Raw genomic sequence first — 13,706 nt, 5'->3', positions numbered from 1 at the left:
GCGCGGTCAACGTTCGGTCGCCGTGCCCGGTTCGCCGATTGCGTGAGGTATCTGCCTGCGGGAAGTGATACCGAGCTTGCGGAACACCTTGTTCATATGGAACTCGACGGTTGAGGTGGTGATGAACAGCCGCGTCGCGATCTCGGCGTTGGTCAGCCCCGAGGCCGCCATGGAGGCTACCTGCCGTTCGCGCGGCGTGAGGTCGAACCTGGTCTCCTCCGTCCGCCTGCGGGCCGTCTCGCCGGTGGCCAGCAGCTCGAGCCGGGCCCGCTCGGCGTACGGCACCGCACCGAAGGCGTCGAAGCTCTCGTACGCGGCGCGCAACTGCGTCCTGGCCTCGGAACGCCGCTTGCGGCGGCGCAGCCACTCGCCGAACAGCAGCCGGGACCGGGCCTGCTCCAGGGCCATCGGAACCTGGCCCAGCAGTTCGACCGCCTCCTGGTAGAACTTCTCGGCTCCGTCGCCGTCGGCGACCAGCGCACGGCCGAGTGCCAGGGTGCCCAGGGCCCAGGGCGTACCGGCGCGTGGGCCGCGTTCCTCCAGCCGGGCCAGGGCCTCGTCGGCGCCGGCTCGGTCGCCGGTGCGCACAGCGGCCTCCACGAGCAGCGGGAGAACGAGGTTGCCGCAGGCCAAGGGGTCGTCCTCGAAGACCGCCCGCGCGTGCTTCATCGCCTGCCGGTAGCGGCCCTGGCCCAGCTCGAACAGGGTCAGAGCGTGCTGTGTCAGTAGCTGGAGCAGGCCATGGCCGATGCCCTTCATCCCCGCGGTCCGGCGCACCGCCGCCCGCAACTCCGCCTCCCTGCCGGTCAGGGCGAAGAGGTGGAGCCGGTTGATGTCTCCGCCCCCGGGAAAGCCGGTGTCGGCCGCGATGTCGTCGAACTCGGCGTAGCGGACCTCCGCCTCCGTGAACCGGCCGTCCCAGAGTTCGCAGCGTGCCTGGACGAGCAGCGTCATGCTCAGCGAGTACAGCGCGCCGGCGTCACGGTCCGCCGCCGCGATGCGATCGGTGAGTTCGCGCGCGGCCTGGATGTCCCACAGATCGTCGCAGGCCATGGACAGCATCACCGCGAAAGGACTGTTCGCGTCCCCGATCTCGTCACCGTTCCGCAGCCGGTCAAGGGCAGTACGCAGTACGGGCGCGCCGTGCTCGTAGCCCTCGGCCACGCGCCGGGCCAACCCCTCCATCAGCAGGTCACGGCCGTACGTGGCGGCGTCCGAGTGGCGCCCGGCCGCGGCGACGGTCACCGCGACCTCGGTCAACGACGTGCCCTGCGTACAGCCGTGGGCGACCAGGGCGGCGTGCAGTGCTTCGCAGAGCAGTTCCCAGGTAAGCCGTGGGTCCTGCGGACCGAGCCTGTTCGCGGCATCCATCAGCATCGCGGGAACGTCGGCGACGACAATCTTGAACATCTGCGCGGTCGCCCGGATCCGCAGTTCGCGCGTGCGCATGACCGGGCCACGCATGTCGGCGTCGGCGAGGTCCAGAGCGGTCTGTGCCGCCGACGCGTCGCCCGACATCAGATGGGCCTGCGCCGCGTCGAGCAGGCGTTCGGCCCGTTTGCCCGGGGCACCGGTGAAGTCGGCGGCACGGGAAAGGAACAGCGCCTGCTGGGAGTAGCCGCCGCGGGAGCGGGCTCGCTCGGAAGCGGCCTCCAGGTCGTCGGCGACCTGGTCGTCCACGCCCTCGGAGGCGGCCTCGGCCCGGTGCCAGGCACGGCGGTCGGCGTCCCGCACGGCGTCGCAGGCGGCGGCCAGTGCCGCGTGCATCCGCCGCCGCTCACCGGGTTCGGCTCCGGCGTACACCGCGGAGCGGATCAGCGGATGACGGAAGGCCGTCGGCACGCCCCGGCCGACGATGCCCGCGGCGACCGCGGGCTCGACGGCGCGAGCCGACAGGCCCAACCTCCCGGCGGCCCGCCACATCGTCCCCATGTCTCCCGAGGGAGCCGCCGCGAGCAGCAGCAACAGGATCTCGGTCTCCGATGGCAGGGCTTGGACCAGGCGCTGGAAATGGCCTTCCAGCAGACGGCCCACCGGCAGTGGCTCGGGCAGCGGGGCGATACCGGAGAGCTGCTCGGCGGTCAGGGCATCAGCCAGTTCCAGCAGCGCGAGCGGATTGCCGCCGGTGCCGGCGACGATCCGGTCGGCCACGGCCGGGTCCACCCGCCGGGTGCCGAAGGAGAGCAGAATCCTGGCCTCCGACTCCGGCAGACCGGTCACGGCGTGCGCACTGAGCGCGTCGAACAGGCCCGCCCCGCCGAGCACTTCGCGGACGGCGAAGATCAGGCCCAGGGAGTCGGCATGCAGTCGGCGGGCGGCGAACGCGAGCGCCTCGGCCGACTCCCGGTCCAGCCACTGCGCGTCGTCCACGAGGAAGAGCAATGGCTGATCGGCGGCGACCTCGGACAGTAGCGTCAGTGTCGCCAGGCCGACCAGGTAGCGGTCCGCGGGCAGCCCTTTCACCAGGCCCAGGGCCGCGTTCAGTGCGGCCTGCTGCGGCTCGGGCAGCCGGGCCACCCGGTTCAGGAACGGCCGCAGCAGCCGGTGCAGCGCGCCGAAGCCAAGACCGGTCTCCTGCTCGACCGCGGTCAGCCGGACCACCCTCAGTTCCGCGGCCTGGGCCGCGGCGTGGTCCAGCAGCAGGGTCTTGCCGATTCCGGGTTCGCCGGTCAGGACCAGGGCTCCGCTCAGACCGTCGCGCACCGCGTCGAGGAGCCGTCCTATGGCTTCCCGTTCGGTGTGACGACCGATCATGGTCAGGGGCCTAGCGGATGCCTGCTGGACGCCGTTCCACACCATGGGACCGCTCCCCGCAACTCGTCGAGACCCGTGCAGGGGAAGGCTAGGAGCGCTGCGCGGTCGGCAGCGAGCGTCATGTGACGGTGGTCAGCACAGTGCGCTGACCACCGTCCGCAGTTCGGCGCGCGAGACCACGCCCAGCTTGGGGAAGATCCGGTGGAGATGCGAGCTGACCGTGCGGTGCGACAGGTAGAGCCGCTGGCCGATCTCACGGTTGGTCAGTCCCTCGGCGGCGAGCTGGACGATCTGCAACTCATGGGCGGTCAGCTGGTCCCGGGCGTCCGGGGCCCGACGGCGGCTGGTCTCACCCGCAGCCCGCAGTTCCCGGCGGGCCTTGTCCCCCCAGGGGATCGCGCCGAGCGCATCGAACATGTCACGGGCCGCCCGGAGGTGGTCGCGGGACTCGACACTGCGCCGTCGACGTCGGAGCCATTCGCCGTAGGCCAGGTGGGTACGGGCCCTGATCAGCGGCCAGGCGCTCAGGTCGGCGCCCAACGCGGCCGCGAAGAGCGGGTCGGCGTCCTCATCGGCGGCCAGTAGGGCCCGGACCAGACGCAGGTCGGCGTGGAGCGCCGGCGCGGGGGTCACCGTGGCGACCTCTTCCAGCTCCGTCACGATCGGGCGTACGGCTCCCAGCCGCCCGCAGTGCGTCGCCGCGTCGACGAGGTCGCCCACGGCGGTCAGCCGCAGGGCCACCTGGAAGGCGGGATCCGCCGGATCGTGCAGCCGGCGGAAATGACCGAAAGCCTCCTCGAACCGCCCTGCCCCCAATGCGGCCAGACCTCGTGCCATCGACGCGGTGGCCAGCACCGGACGCGCCCCGGCCGGAAGCCCGATCTCCTCCGCCTCCTCGGCCAGCCGCAGGGCGGAATCCACCTCACCGCGCAACGCGGCGAGCTTGGCGGCCGTGGCGGTCATCAACGCGTACATCATCGTCTGGTCGGTCTCGCGCGCCAGCCTTCGTGACTCCTCGGCCGTGGCGATCGCCGCACCGAGATCGCCGACCACGAGGGCGCTCCACGCGTCCGCGCCGACCGTACGGGCCAACAGACCCAGGCGCCCCTGGGCACGCAGAGGTTCGCCGCCGGCCGCGGAGAACGCCCGGGCCAGGTCGAAGCCGCCGACGAGCAGTGAGGCGGTGCTGAGCATGCGGTAGGCGCGGCCGTCGTCGCCCTCCTTCAGCGTGACGTGCCGGGCACGGTCCAGGACGAAGGCGCCGCGATCGACGGGCGCGGCGTAGGCACAGATGGCCAGGCGCCACGGATCGAGCTCGTCCAGCTCCATCCGCTCCACGGCCTCCAGGACCCTGCTGCGTCCCTCCGCCCCCGGTTCGGACCAGAAGCACAACTGCGCGGCGCTCCACAGGATTCGCAGCGCCAGCGCACGGTCCTGCGAGGCCATCTCCTCGGCGAGTGCCGTCAGCGAGATGGCACCGGACGAGTGGCTGTGCAGTCCCTCGTCGAAGCGACCGCGAAGCCAGACGACCGTGGCGTGCTGCCGCCGTGACAGCGACTCGGTGAGCGCCTGGTCCAGCAGCCGGGTCACGGTCTCGGGCCGGCCGAGTTCGACGGCGAAGTCGGCCGCACGCAACAGCCGTTCCGCTCGGTGGCCGGAGTCCTCGCTGAGCGCGGCTGCTTGTTCGAGGGCCGCGACGGCCGCCGCGATGCCGCCCCGACGAACGGCTCGGCGAGCGGCGTCCTCCAGCGCGGCGGCGACCGATTCCTCGGGGGCGTCGGCTGCGGCGGCCCGGTGACGCACCTGCCGGTCCGGGTCTTGGTCCAGTACGGCGGCGAGCGCGGCGTGGGCGGCGCGGCGGACGCCGGTGGGCACGGTCTGCTGGATCGCCGACCGCATCAACGGATGCCCGAAACGCAGTTCGGTGCCGACGACTTGGACGAGCCGGGCGTGCACGGCCGGCTCGAGATCCGCGGCTGTGGCCGCCGCGCCGGTGAACCGCCGGGTCGCGCGGTAGATCTCGGGAAGCGACGGGCTGTCGTCGATGGCCGCGATGCGCAGCAGACTGCGGGTGGTTTCGGGCAGGGTCTCCAGGCGGTCGGTGAAGGCACGCTCAAGCCGCTCGGTGAGGGGCAGTCGGGAGAGATGCGGATCGACTGACGTGCCGAGAGTGCGGGAGAGTTCGGTCAGAGCCAGGGGGTTGCCGGCCGCCTCGGCCAGCAGGCGGCGATGCGCGGTCGGACGCAGATCCGGCGCTCGGTCCGCCAGGAGCTCCGTGGCCTGGCCGTCCGTGAGCGGGCCCAGGACCACGGAGCTGAGTTCATCGGAGTTCAGACGCGATCGGTAGCCGTCGCGTGCGGCTCCCACCATGATCACCGGCTCCGTGCCGACTCTGCGCGCCGCGAAGGTGAGGACGCTGGCGGTGGCGTCGTCGAGCCACTGAGCGTCGTCGACCAGGACGAGCACCGGGGCGACCGCGGCAGCGTCGGCCAGGAGGTTGAGTACCGCCAGACCGACCAGGAAGACGTCGGGGACACCGGCCTCGGCGTGCCCGAGGGCGGTGTCCAGAGCTTGCCGGTGCGGCGTGGCGAGCTCGGCGGCTCCCGCGGACAACGGGCGCAGGACGAGCTGCAGACCGGCATAGGGGACGTCGCTCTCGGCCTCGACACCGCTGGTGCGCAGGACCCGGTAGCCGAGCCTCTCGGCGAGAGCGGCGGTCTCGGCGAGCAGCGCCGTCTTCCCGATGCCGGGCGCCCCGTGGATCAGCACCGCGCTTGCGTGGCCCCGCGGATCGTCGAGCAGTCGGCGCAACAGATCCAGCTGATCGTTCCGACCGATGAGCTCCACGTTCCCCCCATCAGCCGGGTCCCCGGACTCGGTCTGTCTGGAAGGTCAGGGTACTGCGCCGCGGCCGACGATCTGAGAGGGAAACCGGGATGCGATGAACTGCCGCTGCACCTCAGCGCAGCCGGGGCCGCCGTCGACGACTACCACCCGCCGGGCGTCACCGGCACGAACTGCCCCAGTCGCAGGGCGAGTTCGATCGTGAGGTGGCCGCCCGGCGTCCGGGACCCGGTAACAGAAGGTGTCCGTCAGAGGGCGTCGATCATGCCACCGTCGATCATGAAGTCCGCGCCGGTGATGTTCCCCGAGCGCCGACTTGCCAGATAGAGCACGAGGTCGGCGACCTCGCCCGGGGTGCTGAACCGGCCGGTGGCCGCCGCCCCGGCAGCGTTGCGGGCCACCTCGCCCGGATCGACGCCCAGCGACTGGCCGACGGTGTCGGCGACACCGCCGGCGCCCTTCCACAGCGCGGTCTCGACCGGCCCGGGGCTCACCGTGTTGACGCGCACGCCCTCCGGCCCGACCTGCTTGGACAGGGCCTTGCAGAAGTTCGTCAGCGCTGCTTTGGCGGCGCTGTAGTCGATGACCAGCGGATCGGGCAGACGGGCGTTGACGGAGGAGACGGTGACGATCCGTCCGTCGCCGCTTGCGATCAGATGGGGCAGTGCGGCGCGGGTGGCACGCACGGCGGCCATGAAGTTGATCGTGAAGGCCCAGTCCCAGTCCGCGTCGGACACGGCCTGGAAGCCGTCCACGCGCGGGCGCACCGCGCCGACGTTGTTCACCAGCACGTCGACGCCGCCGTACCCGGCGACCGCCTCTGCCACCAGCGCGGCCGGAGCTTCGGGATGGGTCAGGTCCAGCTCCACGACGGTGAGTTCGGCGCCGCCCTTGATCAAGGCGTCGAGGGCATCGGTACGTCGTCTCGAACCCGCGACGACGTGGGCACCGGCTCCGAGAAGTGCCTCGACGACCGCCAGGCCGATTCCGCGCCCGGCCCCGGTGACCACGGCGCTCTGCCCGGCCAGAGCGAGGTCGAAGGCGCTGGGCCCGGGGATGCTCGACGTCATCGCGAGGCCTCCGGGTTCTGTCGGCCCAGCCAGGTCAGGACCGTTTCGGCGACCTCGCGCCAGCCGCTGTCGATGGTCAGGGAGTGGCCACGATCGGGGAAGCCGATGATGTCGGTGACGGCGTCGGAGTGTCGGTACTGCTTGAGGGTGGCGCGGGTGACGGTCTCGGGAACGGTGTGGTCCTTGCCGCCCGAGATCAGCAGCAGCGGGCCCCGTCCGGAGTTGTCGGTGGCGACCTTCGCCGGCGAGTGCGGGTTGAAGTTGGCGGAAGCCGCCTCGTAAAGCGGCTTGCCGGGGGCGGGAATGGTCCAGCGTTCGTACAGCGCCGCCGACTCCTCCTCGGAGACCGCGTTGCCGAAGGCGAACCGGAACTGCTCGGCGGTCAGGGACACCGCACGGCGCTTGTTGGCGGGGTTGCGGAACACCGGCAGCGTGGCCTTGAGCGCCGACAGCGGCAGCGGCAGGACTCCCTTGATCTGCGCGGCGTCGATCGCGACGGCCGCGGTGGCGCGGTCCTGACCGAGCAGCTTCTGGGCGATCATGCCGCCGAACGAGTGGCCGATGAGGATGGGCGGCACGGGCAGTTGGGCGATCAGTTTCGCGTAGTGCTCCACGACGTCGTCGATGCCGTGGTCGGCGATGCTCTCCGGGTTCGCGCGGGCCTCCGCGACCGTGTCGGGGTCACCCGGCCAGCCCGGGGCGGACGGGTCGTAGCCCTGCTCGCGGAACAGGTCGATCCACGGCTGCCATGAGGCACTGTGCAGCCACAGCCCGTGGATGAAGCAGACGGGGATCGGTGTGGTCATGACTCAGCCTCCTGCGTGGCGACATGCCGTTCCGGCAATGGCTGACACAACCCTGTTCCCGGCTCGCTCGAACCGTGGTGACACCCCAGTCCTTCACGACCGGACGCCGAACGGCCCCCAGGACCCCGTGTACTCCGCGGTTGCCCGTGCCGCACCTCAGGACAGCAGGGCGGTCTCTGCCAGACTGGCCCCCGAGGGGCTTCGCTTCTCCCCTGAGCCGTTGCCGATCATCGCGGTGAAGGGGGATGCCCGCGGGCGAGTCAGCGGTTCAGGCGGGAGCAGGGTGTGGCTGACGCGGCGGTGATCGGGAACGGACTGCACGAGGTCGACGACACGTCGGTGACGTCCGGGTCGACCGGCGTCCTCGTGTCGGGCCAGGCCGGCTGCCCGTGCGTCGCCGCACGAGTGCTTCGAAGTGAGGTCGTGGCATGAGGGCGATCGTCGTGGGGGCGGGCATCGGGGGGCTGACCGCGACGTTGAGCCTGCGCCGCGCGGGCTGCGACGTCACGCTTGTCGAGCAGCTGCCGCGGTTCACGGAGATCGGGGCAGGGATCCAACTCGCGCCCAACGCCACGCGGGTGCTACGCCGACTGGACCTGCTCGACATGGTTGCCGCACAGTCCACCCGCCCCTCCCACCTGAGCTTCCGCACCTGGTCGGACGGGGCCGAGATCGTCCGCTACGCACTGGGGCGCGAGGCCGAGGACGGGTTCGGGGCGCCCTATCTGCAAGTCCACCGAGCCGATCTGCAACAGGTCCTGGCCGCGGCGGTGCTGCCCCACTCGGTGCACCTGAACACCGCTGTCGTAGGGATCGACCAGGACGACGAGTGCGCCTACGTGACGACGGCGAGTGGAGAGCGCCTCGGGGCGGACCTGGTCGTGGCGGCGGACGGAGTGAGGTCCGCGGCCCGGCAGTGGCTCTTCGGTGCGGACGAAGCGGTCTTCTCGCACACCGCTGCCTACCGGGCACTGCTGCCGGCCGACGAGGTGGCCGATCTGGACCTGTCGGACTACGCGCTCTGGCTCGGCCCGGACCGGCATTTCGTCCACTACTGGGTGCGACGCGGGGAGTTGCTCAACGTCGTGGCCGTGGTCCGGGCGGAGGCGGCCCAGGAGTCGTGGACCGCGCGGGCGGAGCCGGGGGAGCAGCTGCGCGAGTTCGACGGGTGGGACTCCCGGGTCCTCAGCGTCCTCGACCGTGCGGGGCAGGTGTTCCGCTACGGCATCCACACGCGCTCCCCGCTCGCGCGGTGGAACATCGGGCGGATAACCCTGCTGGGCGACAGTGCCCATGCGATGGTGCCGTTCCAGGCCCAGGGTGCGGCGCAGGCGATCGTGGACGCGGCCGTGCTCGGCGACGCTCTCGCGGGTACGAAGCCGGCCGAGGTGCCGGCCGCGCTCGACCGGTACGCGCTCCGGCGGATCTCGGCTGCGACGAGTGTGCAGGCGAGTTCCGCGCGGGCGGGCCACGACTACCACCTTCCGGACGGGCCCGAGGCGCAGGCGCGCAACGCCCGACTGGTGGCATACGCGGCCGAGAACAGGTTCGGTCCCCACTCGGCCTCGTGGGCGGTCGACGTCGGCCTCTGAGGCTCAGTACCAGAGGTAAAGCAGCCACTGGCCGAATGGACCGGCGCCGCACTGGTAGGTGTCGCCGGAAGCATCGCCGTCGGAGATGCAGTCGGACTTGTTCCAGTAGGCGCCGTAGTAGTGCCAGCCGGCCGGATCCGCGTTCGTCTCGCGGGCCGAAGCCTTGATTGATCGGGTGGGTTCGGATGCCTGGGCCGTGGCAGCCGTCCCGCCGAGGGCGAGCGCACTCCCCACGACCAGGCCGACCAGTGCGCGTCGCATACGCATGATGTGCCCTCCTCTTGATCGAATTGGACCTCGAGCAGATTGAGCACACGTTACGTTCCCGCCAACGTGCGGGAATGGTAGGCGAGTTGAAGCGCGCTGGAGCGACGTCAAGATGGCACTGCAGCCCCTGGCAGTGTGTGGCCGAATGTTCTCGGCGGCTTATCGAGCGGGCCGTTCGGGGATCGTCGGGAGAACCTTCTCAGTGATGTCGAGGAGGGCGGTGTCGTCCGGGAGGGCTCCGGACTTGCTCCATACGGTGATCTCGTAGTAGCCGCCCCGGTCCTTGCGGTCGAGGGCCACGGTCAGCGTCCTGGCCAGGGGGCCCTGTTCGACCGGTCCGCCGGACCCGCTGCTCCCGAGATTGAGCTCGATCTGCATGGTGTGATCCGAGGAGAAGACCGCGGGCCGACCGAGAACCTTGAGGGTCTTGACGTCCCTCTCGTTCCCGTACTTCATCAGCTTCACGTACTGGTCGATCGACAGGTGGTTGTAAGTGGTCGAGACATTCACGGTGTACGTGTCGAACGAGATCTCGGCCTCCGGCAGGGCGACCTTCCCATCAGTCAGGGGAGCGGTGTTGTTGTTGCCGGAAGCAGTGGTCGCGGTCTCTGCGGGCGTTCCGAGGAGCTTGGCCAGGTCTGGCCGGTTGAGCGCCTTGCACAGCTCTTCACCGGTCACTGGCCGGGGCGTCTTCTTGTAGACCTTCGGCAGCGCCTCGTGTTCTCCGTCCGAACACGAGGCGGGCTGCGGGGTGCTGTCGTCGGACGGCATCATGCGGGGGACCACCCACACCGAAGCCGCGAGTGCCCCGAACACGGCCACGGCTGCGAAGGCCTGGCCCCAGGCGTTGTGCTCCTTCTCCGGAGTGGCTGGGCGCGGGTGCGGCCCAGCTCCGGCGTGGGCTGGGGCCTGGGGTTGCGCTTGGGCTTGGGCCTGGGCAGGGGCGGCAGCATCGACCGTCGCCTCGTCTGCGGAGGCCGCGGGACTCGGGTTCCGGCGGGCGCGCAGAGCCCGCACCACGGTGTGGACGCGTATCGCGGTGAACACGAGGAACACCACGCCGAGACCTGCCGCGACCCGATCGTGATCGCGAACGGCGAGATAAGAGATGCGTACGCCGAGAACGGATCCGATCACGATGAGCAGGGGCTCGCGGACCCAGAAGGGCAGGAGACGGATGAGGAAACCGAGCATCCGGTGATCTCACCAGGTCAAGACCACATTCGCTGTGATGGAAGCCACAGTTCCGGGTGCGGGTAGATCGTGAAGGAAAAGCCGCCGAGCCGACGGTCCCGAGATCGCCGGCGGGACGGCAGCGCGGGTGCGGGCGCCTGGGGCCGGGTCCTCGCCTGCGGCGCCCTAGTTGTCCTGCCCGCGCTGATCGTTTTTATGCCCTACCGGCGGGCGTTTCGTCCACGGCGTCCCAAGCTCCACCGTCGACACGCTCGGCAGCGGAGGGCCCGAGGCCCCCGTCAGTCGTGGGCAACGGACGTCGCCGAACCCTGCCCATGGCCTCGGTTCACTTCATCACCGCCGCCCGCCGAACTCCCAGTCATGGACCTCGATGTCGGCATACCGGTCCGGAGTCAGGACGGTGCGGGCCGCGTCCGGGTCCGGCGCCCTGACCAACGCCGCCGTGCCCAGCCAGGTCGTACCGTCATCGGACTGCAGCGGCCCGTACGCGACCAGGTCGTCACGATCGGGTGGCAGATCGAGGTCGGCCGACTGCCCCGAACCGAGGCCGAGCACCAGGTATCGGTTGCCGTCGCTCCGGCCACCGGGGAAGTCCCACATCGAGCGCCCCAGCGTGTTGTGCCACCGGCGCAGCAGCACGTCCCGGTACACGCCGGCCTGGTAGTTGGGCTCGTCGAAGGCGAACGCGCGGGCGGCAGCGGCATCCGGCAGGTCGACGATGTGCACGCTGCCGGTGGGCGTGTCCCCGTCGGCGGCGAAGGTCGGGCCGCGGGCGATCAACTTCTTCTCGAACCGGTCCATGTAGGACCAGTGCTCTTCAATCAGCTTGCTGCGCAGTGCCATTGAGCCGGGCCGATCGCGGTGGTAGCAGAAGAACTCCATCTCGACAGTCTTCACCACCAGGCGTAGTACCGACTCACCCGCCTCGAAAGACGCGGATCAGTGGTTCAGTCGGACGAACCCTTGGCCGACCCGAAGCCACGCGCGCTGGAAGGTCGTCCGGAGCGCCTACAGCCCCCGGCATACATGTGCGAAACTCCCCCGATGACCTCAGAGACCATCACCGCGAACGCCGCCGGCACCTGGAAACTCGGCGATCTGAACGTCAACCGGATCGGATTCGGGGCGATGCGGCTGACCGGCAGTGCCGCCTTCCATCTCGGTACGCCCAGCGATCGTGAGCGGTCGATCACCGTGCTGCGACGTGCGGTTGAACTCGGTGTCAACCACATCGACACCGCCGCGTTCTACTTCTCGTCGCTGCGTTCCGCGAACGAGCTGATCAACAGGGCGCTGGCGCCGTACCGGGACGACCTGGTCATCGCCGCGAAGGTCGGCCCCTTCCGTGACTACTCGGGGGAGTGGGGCACAGCCGCGCGGCCCGAAGACCTGCGCGGCCATGTCGAGGAGAACCTGCGCCAACTCGGCCGCGACCACCTGGACGTCGTATACCTGCGCCGTATGGGCCAGGAGTCGATTGCCGAACACTTCGGAGCCCTGGCGGAGTTGCGTGAGGCCGGGCTGATCCGGCACCTCGGCATCTCCGACGTCAGGCCTGAGCACATTGCTGAGGCACAGGCCATCGCTCCCGTGGTCTCCGTGCAGAACAAGTACGGCCTCGGCTCCGCGAATCCCGACGCCGACGCAGTCCTGCGAACCTGCGGTGAGCAGGACATCGCGTTCGTGCCGTTCTTCGCCATCGCGGGTGAGGGCGGCGCGCGGGGCCCGGCCGACCGGGACGACGAGGCGGTGTCCGACATCGCCCGGGCCCACGGCGTCACGCCCGCCCAGGTCCGGCTGGCCTGGACGCTGCACCAGGGCCCTCATGTGCTCGCGATCCCGGGCACGGGCAACCCCGACCACCTCGTGGAGAACGTGGCGGCGGGGGCGCTGCGCCTCGCCGACGAGGACGTCGCCCGCCTCAACGCCCTTCACCGGCAGGGGAAGTGAGAGCAGAGGTGTGCCTGTGAAGATCAGGCTGCCGGAAGCGGAAACAGCATGCACGTACTCGTGGCGTGGGCCAGAAGGCGATCGTCGGAGTCGAGCAGCTGAGCCTCGGCGAGGGCGGTACGGCGACCGCTGCTGACCACCCTGCCGACGGCACGGACCCGGCCCGTGTCGAGGGTGATCCGGCGCAGGAACTTCACGGTCAGGTCGAGGGAGGTGTAACCCATGCCCTGCGGAAGGGTGGACTGAACCGCGCACCCTGCGGCCGAGTCGAGCAGCGTCGCGTAGACACCGCCGTGCACGCTGCCGATGGGGTTGTAGTGCTCCTCGCCCGGGACCAGGGAGAACACCGCCCGACCGTGCTCCACCTCGTCGAGGGAGAAGTCCACGGTGGCGCCGATGGGCGGGCTGGGCAGGCGACCGGCGATCATCTCGCGCAGGAAGTCCAGCCCCGTGCCCTTTCCTACGGCGGCTGCCGAGAGCGCCGGATCTTCCCACTCGTACGTACGTGACCGGCCCATACGGCTCTGCCTCCAGATCTGACTTCGTCCGTCGAAGCTAGCCAGTGGTTCAGCTGACTGTCAATGATGAAGTCAGGCGGTACGATGACTGCCATGAAATGGCTCGAGGTGAGCACTGAGAACTGCACGGTCCAGCGCACCCTCGACCTGGTCGGTGAGAAGTGGACGCTTCTGGTCCTGCGGGACGCGTTCAACGGGGTGCGCCGCTTCGACGACTTCCACCGCCATGTCGGGCTTTCGGAAGCGGTGCTGGCGGGCAGGCTCCGCAAGCTGGTCGAGGCCGGAATCCTTGCGATGGTCCCGTATCAGGAACGGGGCAGCCGGGCCCGCCACGAGTATCGCCTGACCAGCAAGGGCCGCGATCTGTGGCCCGTTCTTGTGGCGCTCAGGCAGTGGGGCGAGACCCATGTCGCCAATCCCGAGGGTCCCGTCCTGGATCTCCGACACACCGCCTGCGACGCGCCGGTGAACGTCGTGGTCGAGTGCTCCCGTGACCACGTCGCGCTCACCCCGTCCGAGGTCACGGCCAGGCCCGGCCCTGCCGCCCGGCCTCGTGCCTGAGCAAGGACTCGTTTCCGAGCAAGCGGAAGCATGCGCGGGCGTGCACGGGCGCACTCATCGACCGGGCCGCGGTCGTCGCGCACGACCACCCGGCCGGGGACCGCCGGCTCACGGCCTACGTCGTCCCGCGCGCCGACACCCAACAGCCGC

At 70.4% G+C, this 13,706-nt stretch carries 12 protein-coding genes; 4 read left to right on the top strand and 8 right to left on the bottom strand.

Features of this window, described 5'->3' with window-relative positions; translation table 11 throughout:
• Window positions 1-6: 6 nt before the first annotated feature.
• From ABZS97_RS32400 to ABZS97_RS32385, 4 genes are all read right to left on the bottom strand, one after another.
• A complete protein-coding gene (locus tag ABZS97_RS32400; protein ID WP_356143525.1) occupies window positions 7-2,754 on the bottom strand; it encodes a LuxR family transcriptional regulator in 2,748 nt (915 codons plus the stop codon).
• 132 nt (window positions 2,755-2,886) lie between these two features.
• Window positions 2,887-5,601, bottom strand: coding sequence for an AAA family ATPase (locus ABZS97_RS32395; RefSeq protein WP_356143523.1), 2,715 nt, complete (start codon window positions 5,599-5,601; stop codon window positions 2,887-2,889).
• Between the two features lie 245 nt (window positions 5,602-5,846).
• The gene (locus ABZS97_RS32390; protein ID WP_356143521.1) at window positions 5,847-6,668 is read right to left on the bottom strand and encodes an SDR family NAD(P)-dependent oxidoreductase; all 822 of its coding nucleotides are present in this window, start codon (window positions 6,666-6,668) and stop codon (window positions 5,847-5,849) included.
• Window positions 6,665-7,474 (bottom strand): alpha/beta fold hydrolase, encoded by an 810-nt coding sequence (locus ABZS97_RS32385; protein ID WP_356143519.1) that lies wholly within the window; start codon window positions 7,472-7,474, stop codon window positions 6,665-6,667. The genes ABZS97_RS32390 and ABZS97_RS32385 overlap by 4 nt, the downstream gene beginning before the upstream one ends.
• 285 nt (window positions 7,475-7,759) lie before the next feature.
• On the opposite strand from ABZS97_RS32385, the gene ABZS97_RS32380 reads away from it, so the two are divergent.
• Window positions 7,760-7,906 carry a hypothetical protein gene (locus ABZS97_RS32380; RefSeq protein WP_356143517.1) on the top strand — a complete coding sequence of 49 codons (147 nt, stop codon included), beginning with the start codon at window positions 7,760-7,762 and terminating at the stop codon, window positions 7,904-7,906.
• Entirely contained in the window at window positions 7,903-9,066 is a 1,164-nt protein-coding gene (locus ABZS97_RS32375; RefSeq protein ID WP_356143515.1) for an FAD-dependent monooxygenase, read from the top strand. Before ABZS97_RS32380 ends, ABZS97_RS32375 begins: the two co-directional genes overlap by 4 nt.
• Window positions 9,067-9,069: 3 nt before the next feature.
• Here ABZS97_RS32375 and ABZS97_RS32370 read toward each other — a convergent pair whose 3' ends face one another.
• The 3 genes from ABZS97_RS32370 to ABZS97_RS32360 all read right to left on the bottom strand — a co-directional run bounded on the left by ABZS97_RS32370 (window position 9,070) and on the right by ABZS97_RS32360 (window position 11,409).
• The gene (locus ABZS97_RS32370; protein ID WP_356143513.1) at window positions 9,070-9,333 is read right to left on the bottom strand and encodes a hypothetical protein; all 264 of its coding nucleotides are present in this window, start codon (window positions 9,331-9,333) and stop codon (window positions 9,070-9,072) included.
• Between the two features lie 159 nt (window positions 9,334-9,492).
• The gene (locus ABZS97_RS32365) at window positions 9,493-10,527 is read right to left on the bottom strand and encodes a DUF6215 domain-containing protein (RefSeq protein ID WP_356143511.1); all 1,035 of its coding nucleotides are present in this window, start codon (window positions 10,525-10,527) and stop codon (window positions 9,493-9,495) included.
• 333 nt (window positions 10,528-10,860) lie between these two features.
• Window positions 10,861-11,409 carry a YciI family protein gene (locus tag ABZS97_RS32360; protein ID WP_356143548.1) on the bottom strand — a complete coding sequence of 183 codons (549 nt, stop codon included), beginning with the start codon at window positions 11,407-11,409 and terminating at the stop codon, window positions 10,861-10,863.
• A 144-nt stretch (window positions 11,410-11,553) separates the two neighbouring features.
• Here ABZS97_RS32360 and ABZS97_RS32355 point away from each other — a divergent pair, with 144 nt between their 5' ends.
• Window positions 11,554-12,477: an aldo/keto reductase gene (locus tag ABZS97_RS32355; RefSeq protein WP_356143509.1), complete on the top strand. Its 924-nt coding sequence runs from the start codon at window positions 11,554-11,556 to the stop codon at window positions 12,475-12,477.
• A 23-nt stretch (window positions 12,478-12,500) separates the two neighbouring features.
• Here ABZS97_RS32355 and ABZS97_RS32350 read toward each other — a convergent pair whose 3' ends face one another.
• Window positions 12,501-12,995, bottom strand: coding sequence for a PaaI family thioesterase (locus tag ABZS97_RS32350; RefSeq protein ID WP_356143507.1), 495 nt, complete (start codon window positions 12,993-12,995; stop codon window positions 12,501-12,503).
• Between the two features lie 93 nt (window positions 12,996-13,088).
• Here ABZS97_RS32350 and ABZS97_RS32345 point away from each other — a divergent pair, with 93 nt between their 5' ends.
• Window positions 13,089-13,556 carry a helix-turn-helix domain-containing protein gene (locus ABZS97_RS32345; RefSeq protein ID WP_356143505.1) on the top strand — a complete coding sequence of 156 codons (468 nt, stop codon included), beginning with the start codon at window positions 13,089-13,091 and terminating at the stop codon, window positions 13,554-13,556.
• Window positions 13,557-13,706: the final 150 nt, after the last annotated feature.

This window comes from Streptomyces sp. NPDC005485 (assembly GCF_040606085.1).
GTDB lineage: Bacteria > Actinomycetota > Actinomycetes > Streptomycetales > Streptomycetaceae > Streptomyces.
The sequence above is the reverse complement of the archived record's forward strand: the minus strand, read 5'-3'. Positions and strand labels throughout refer to the sequence as shown.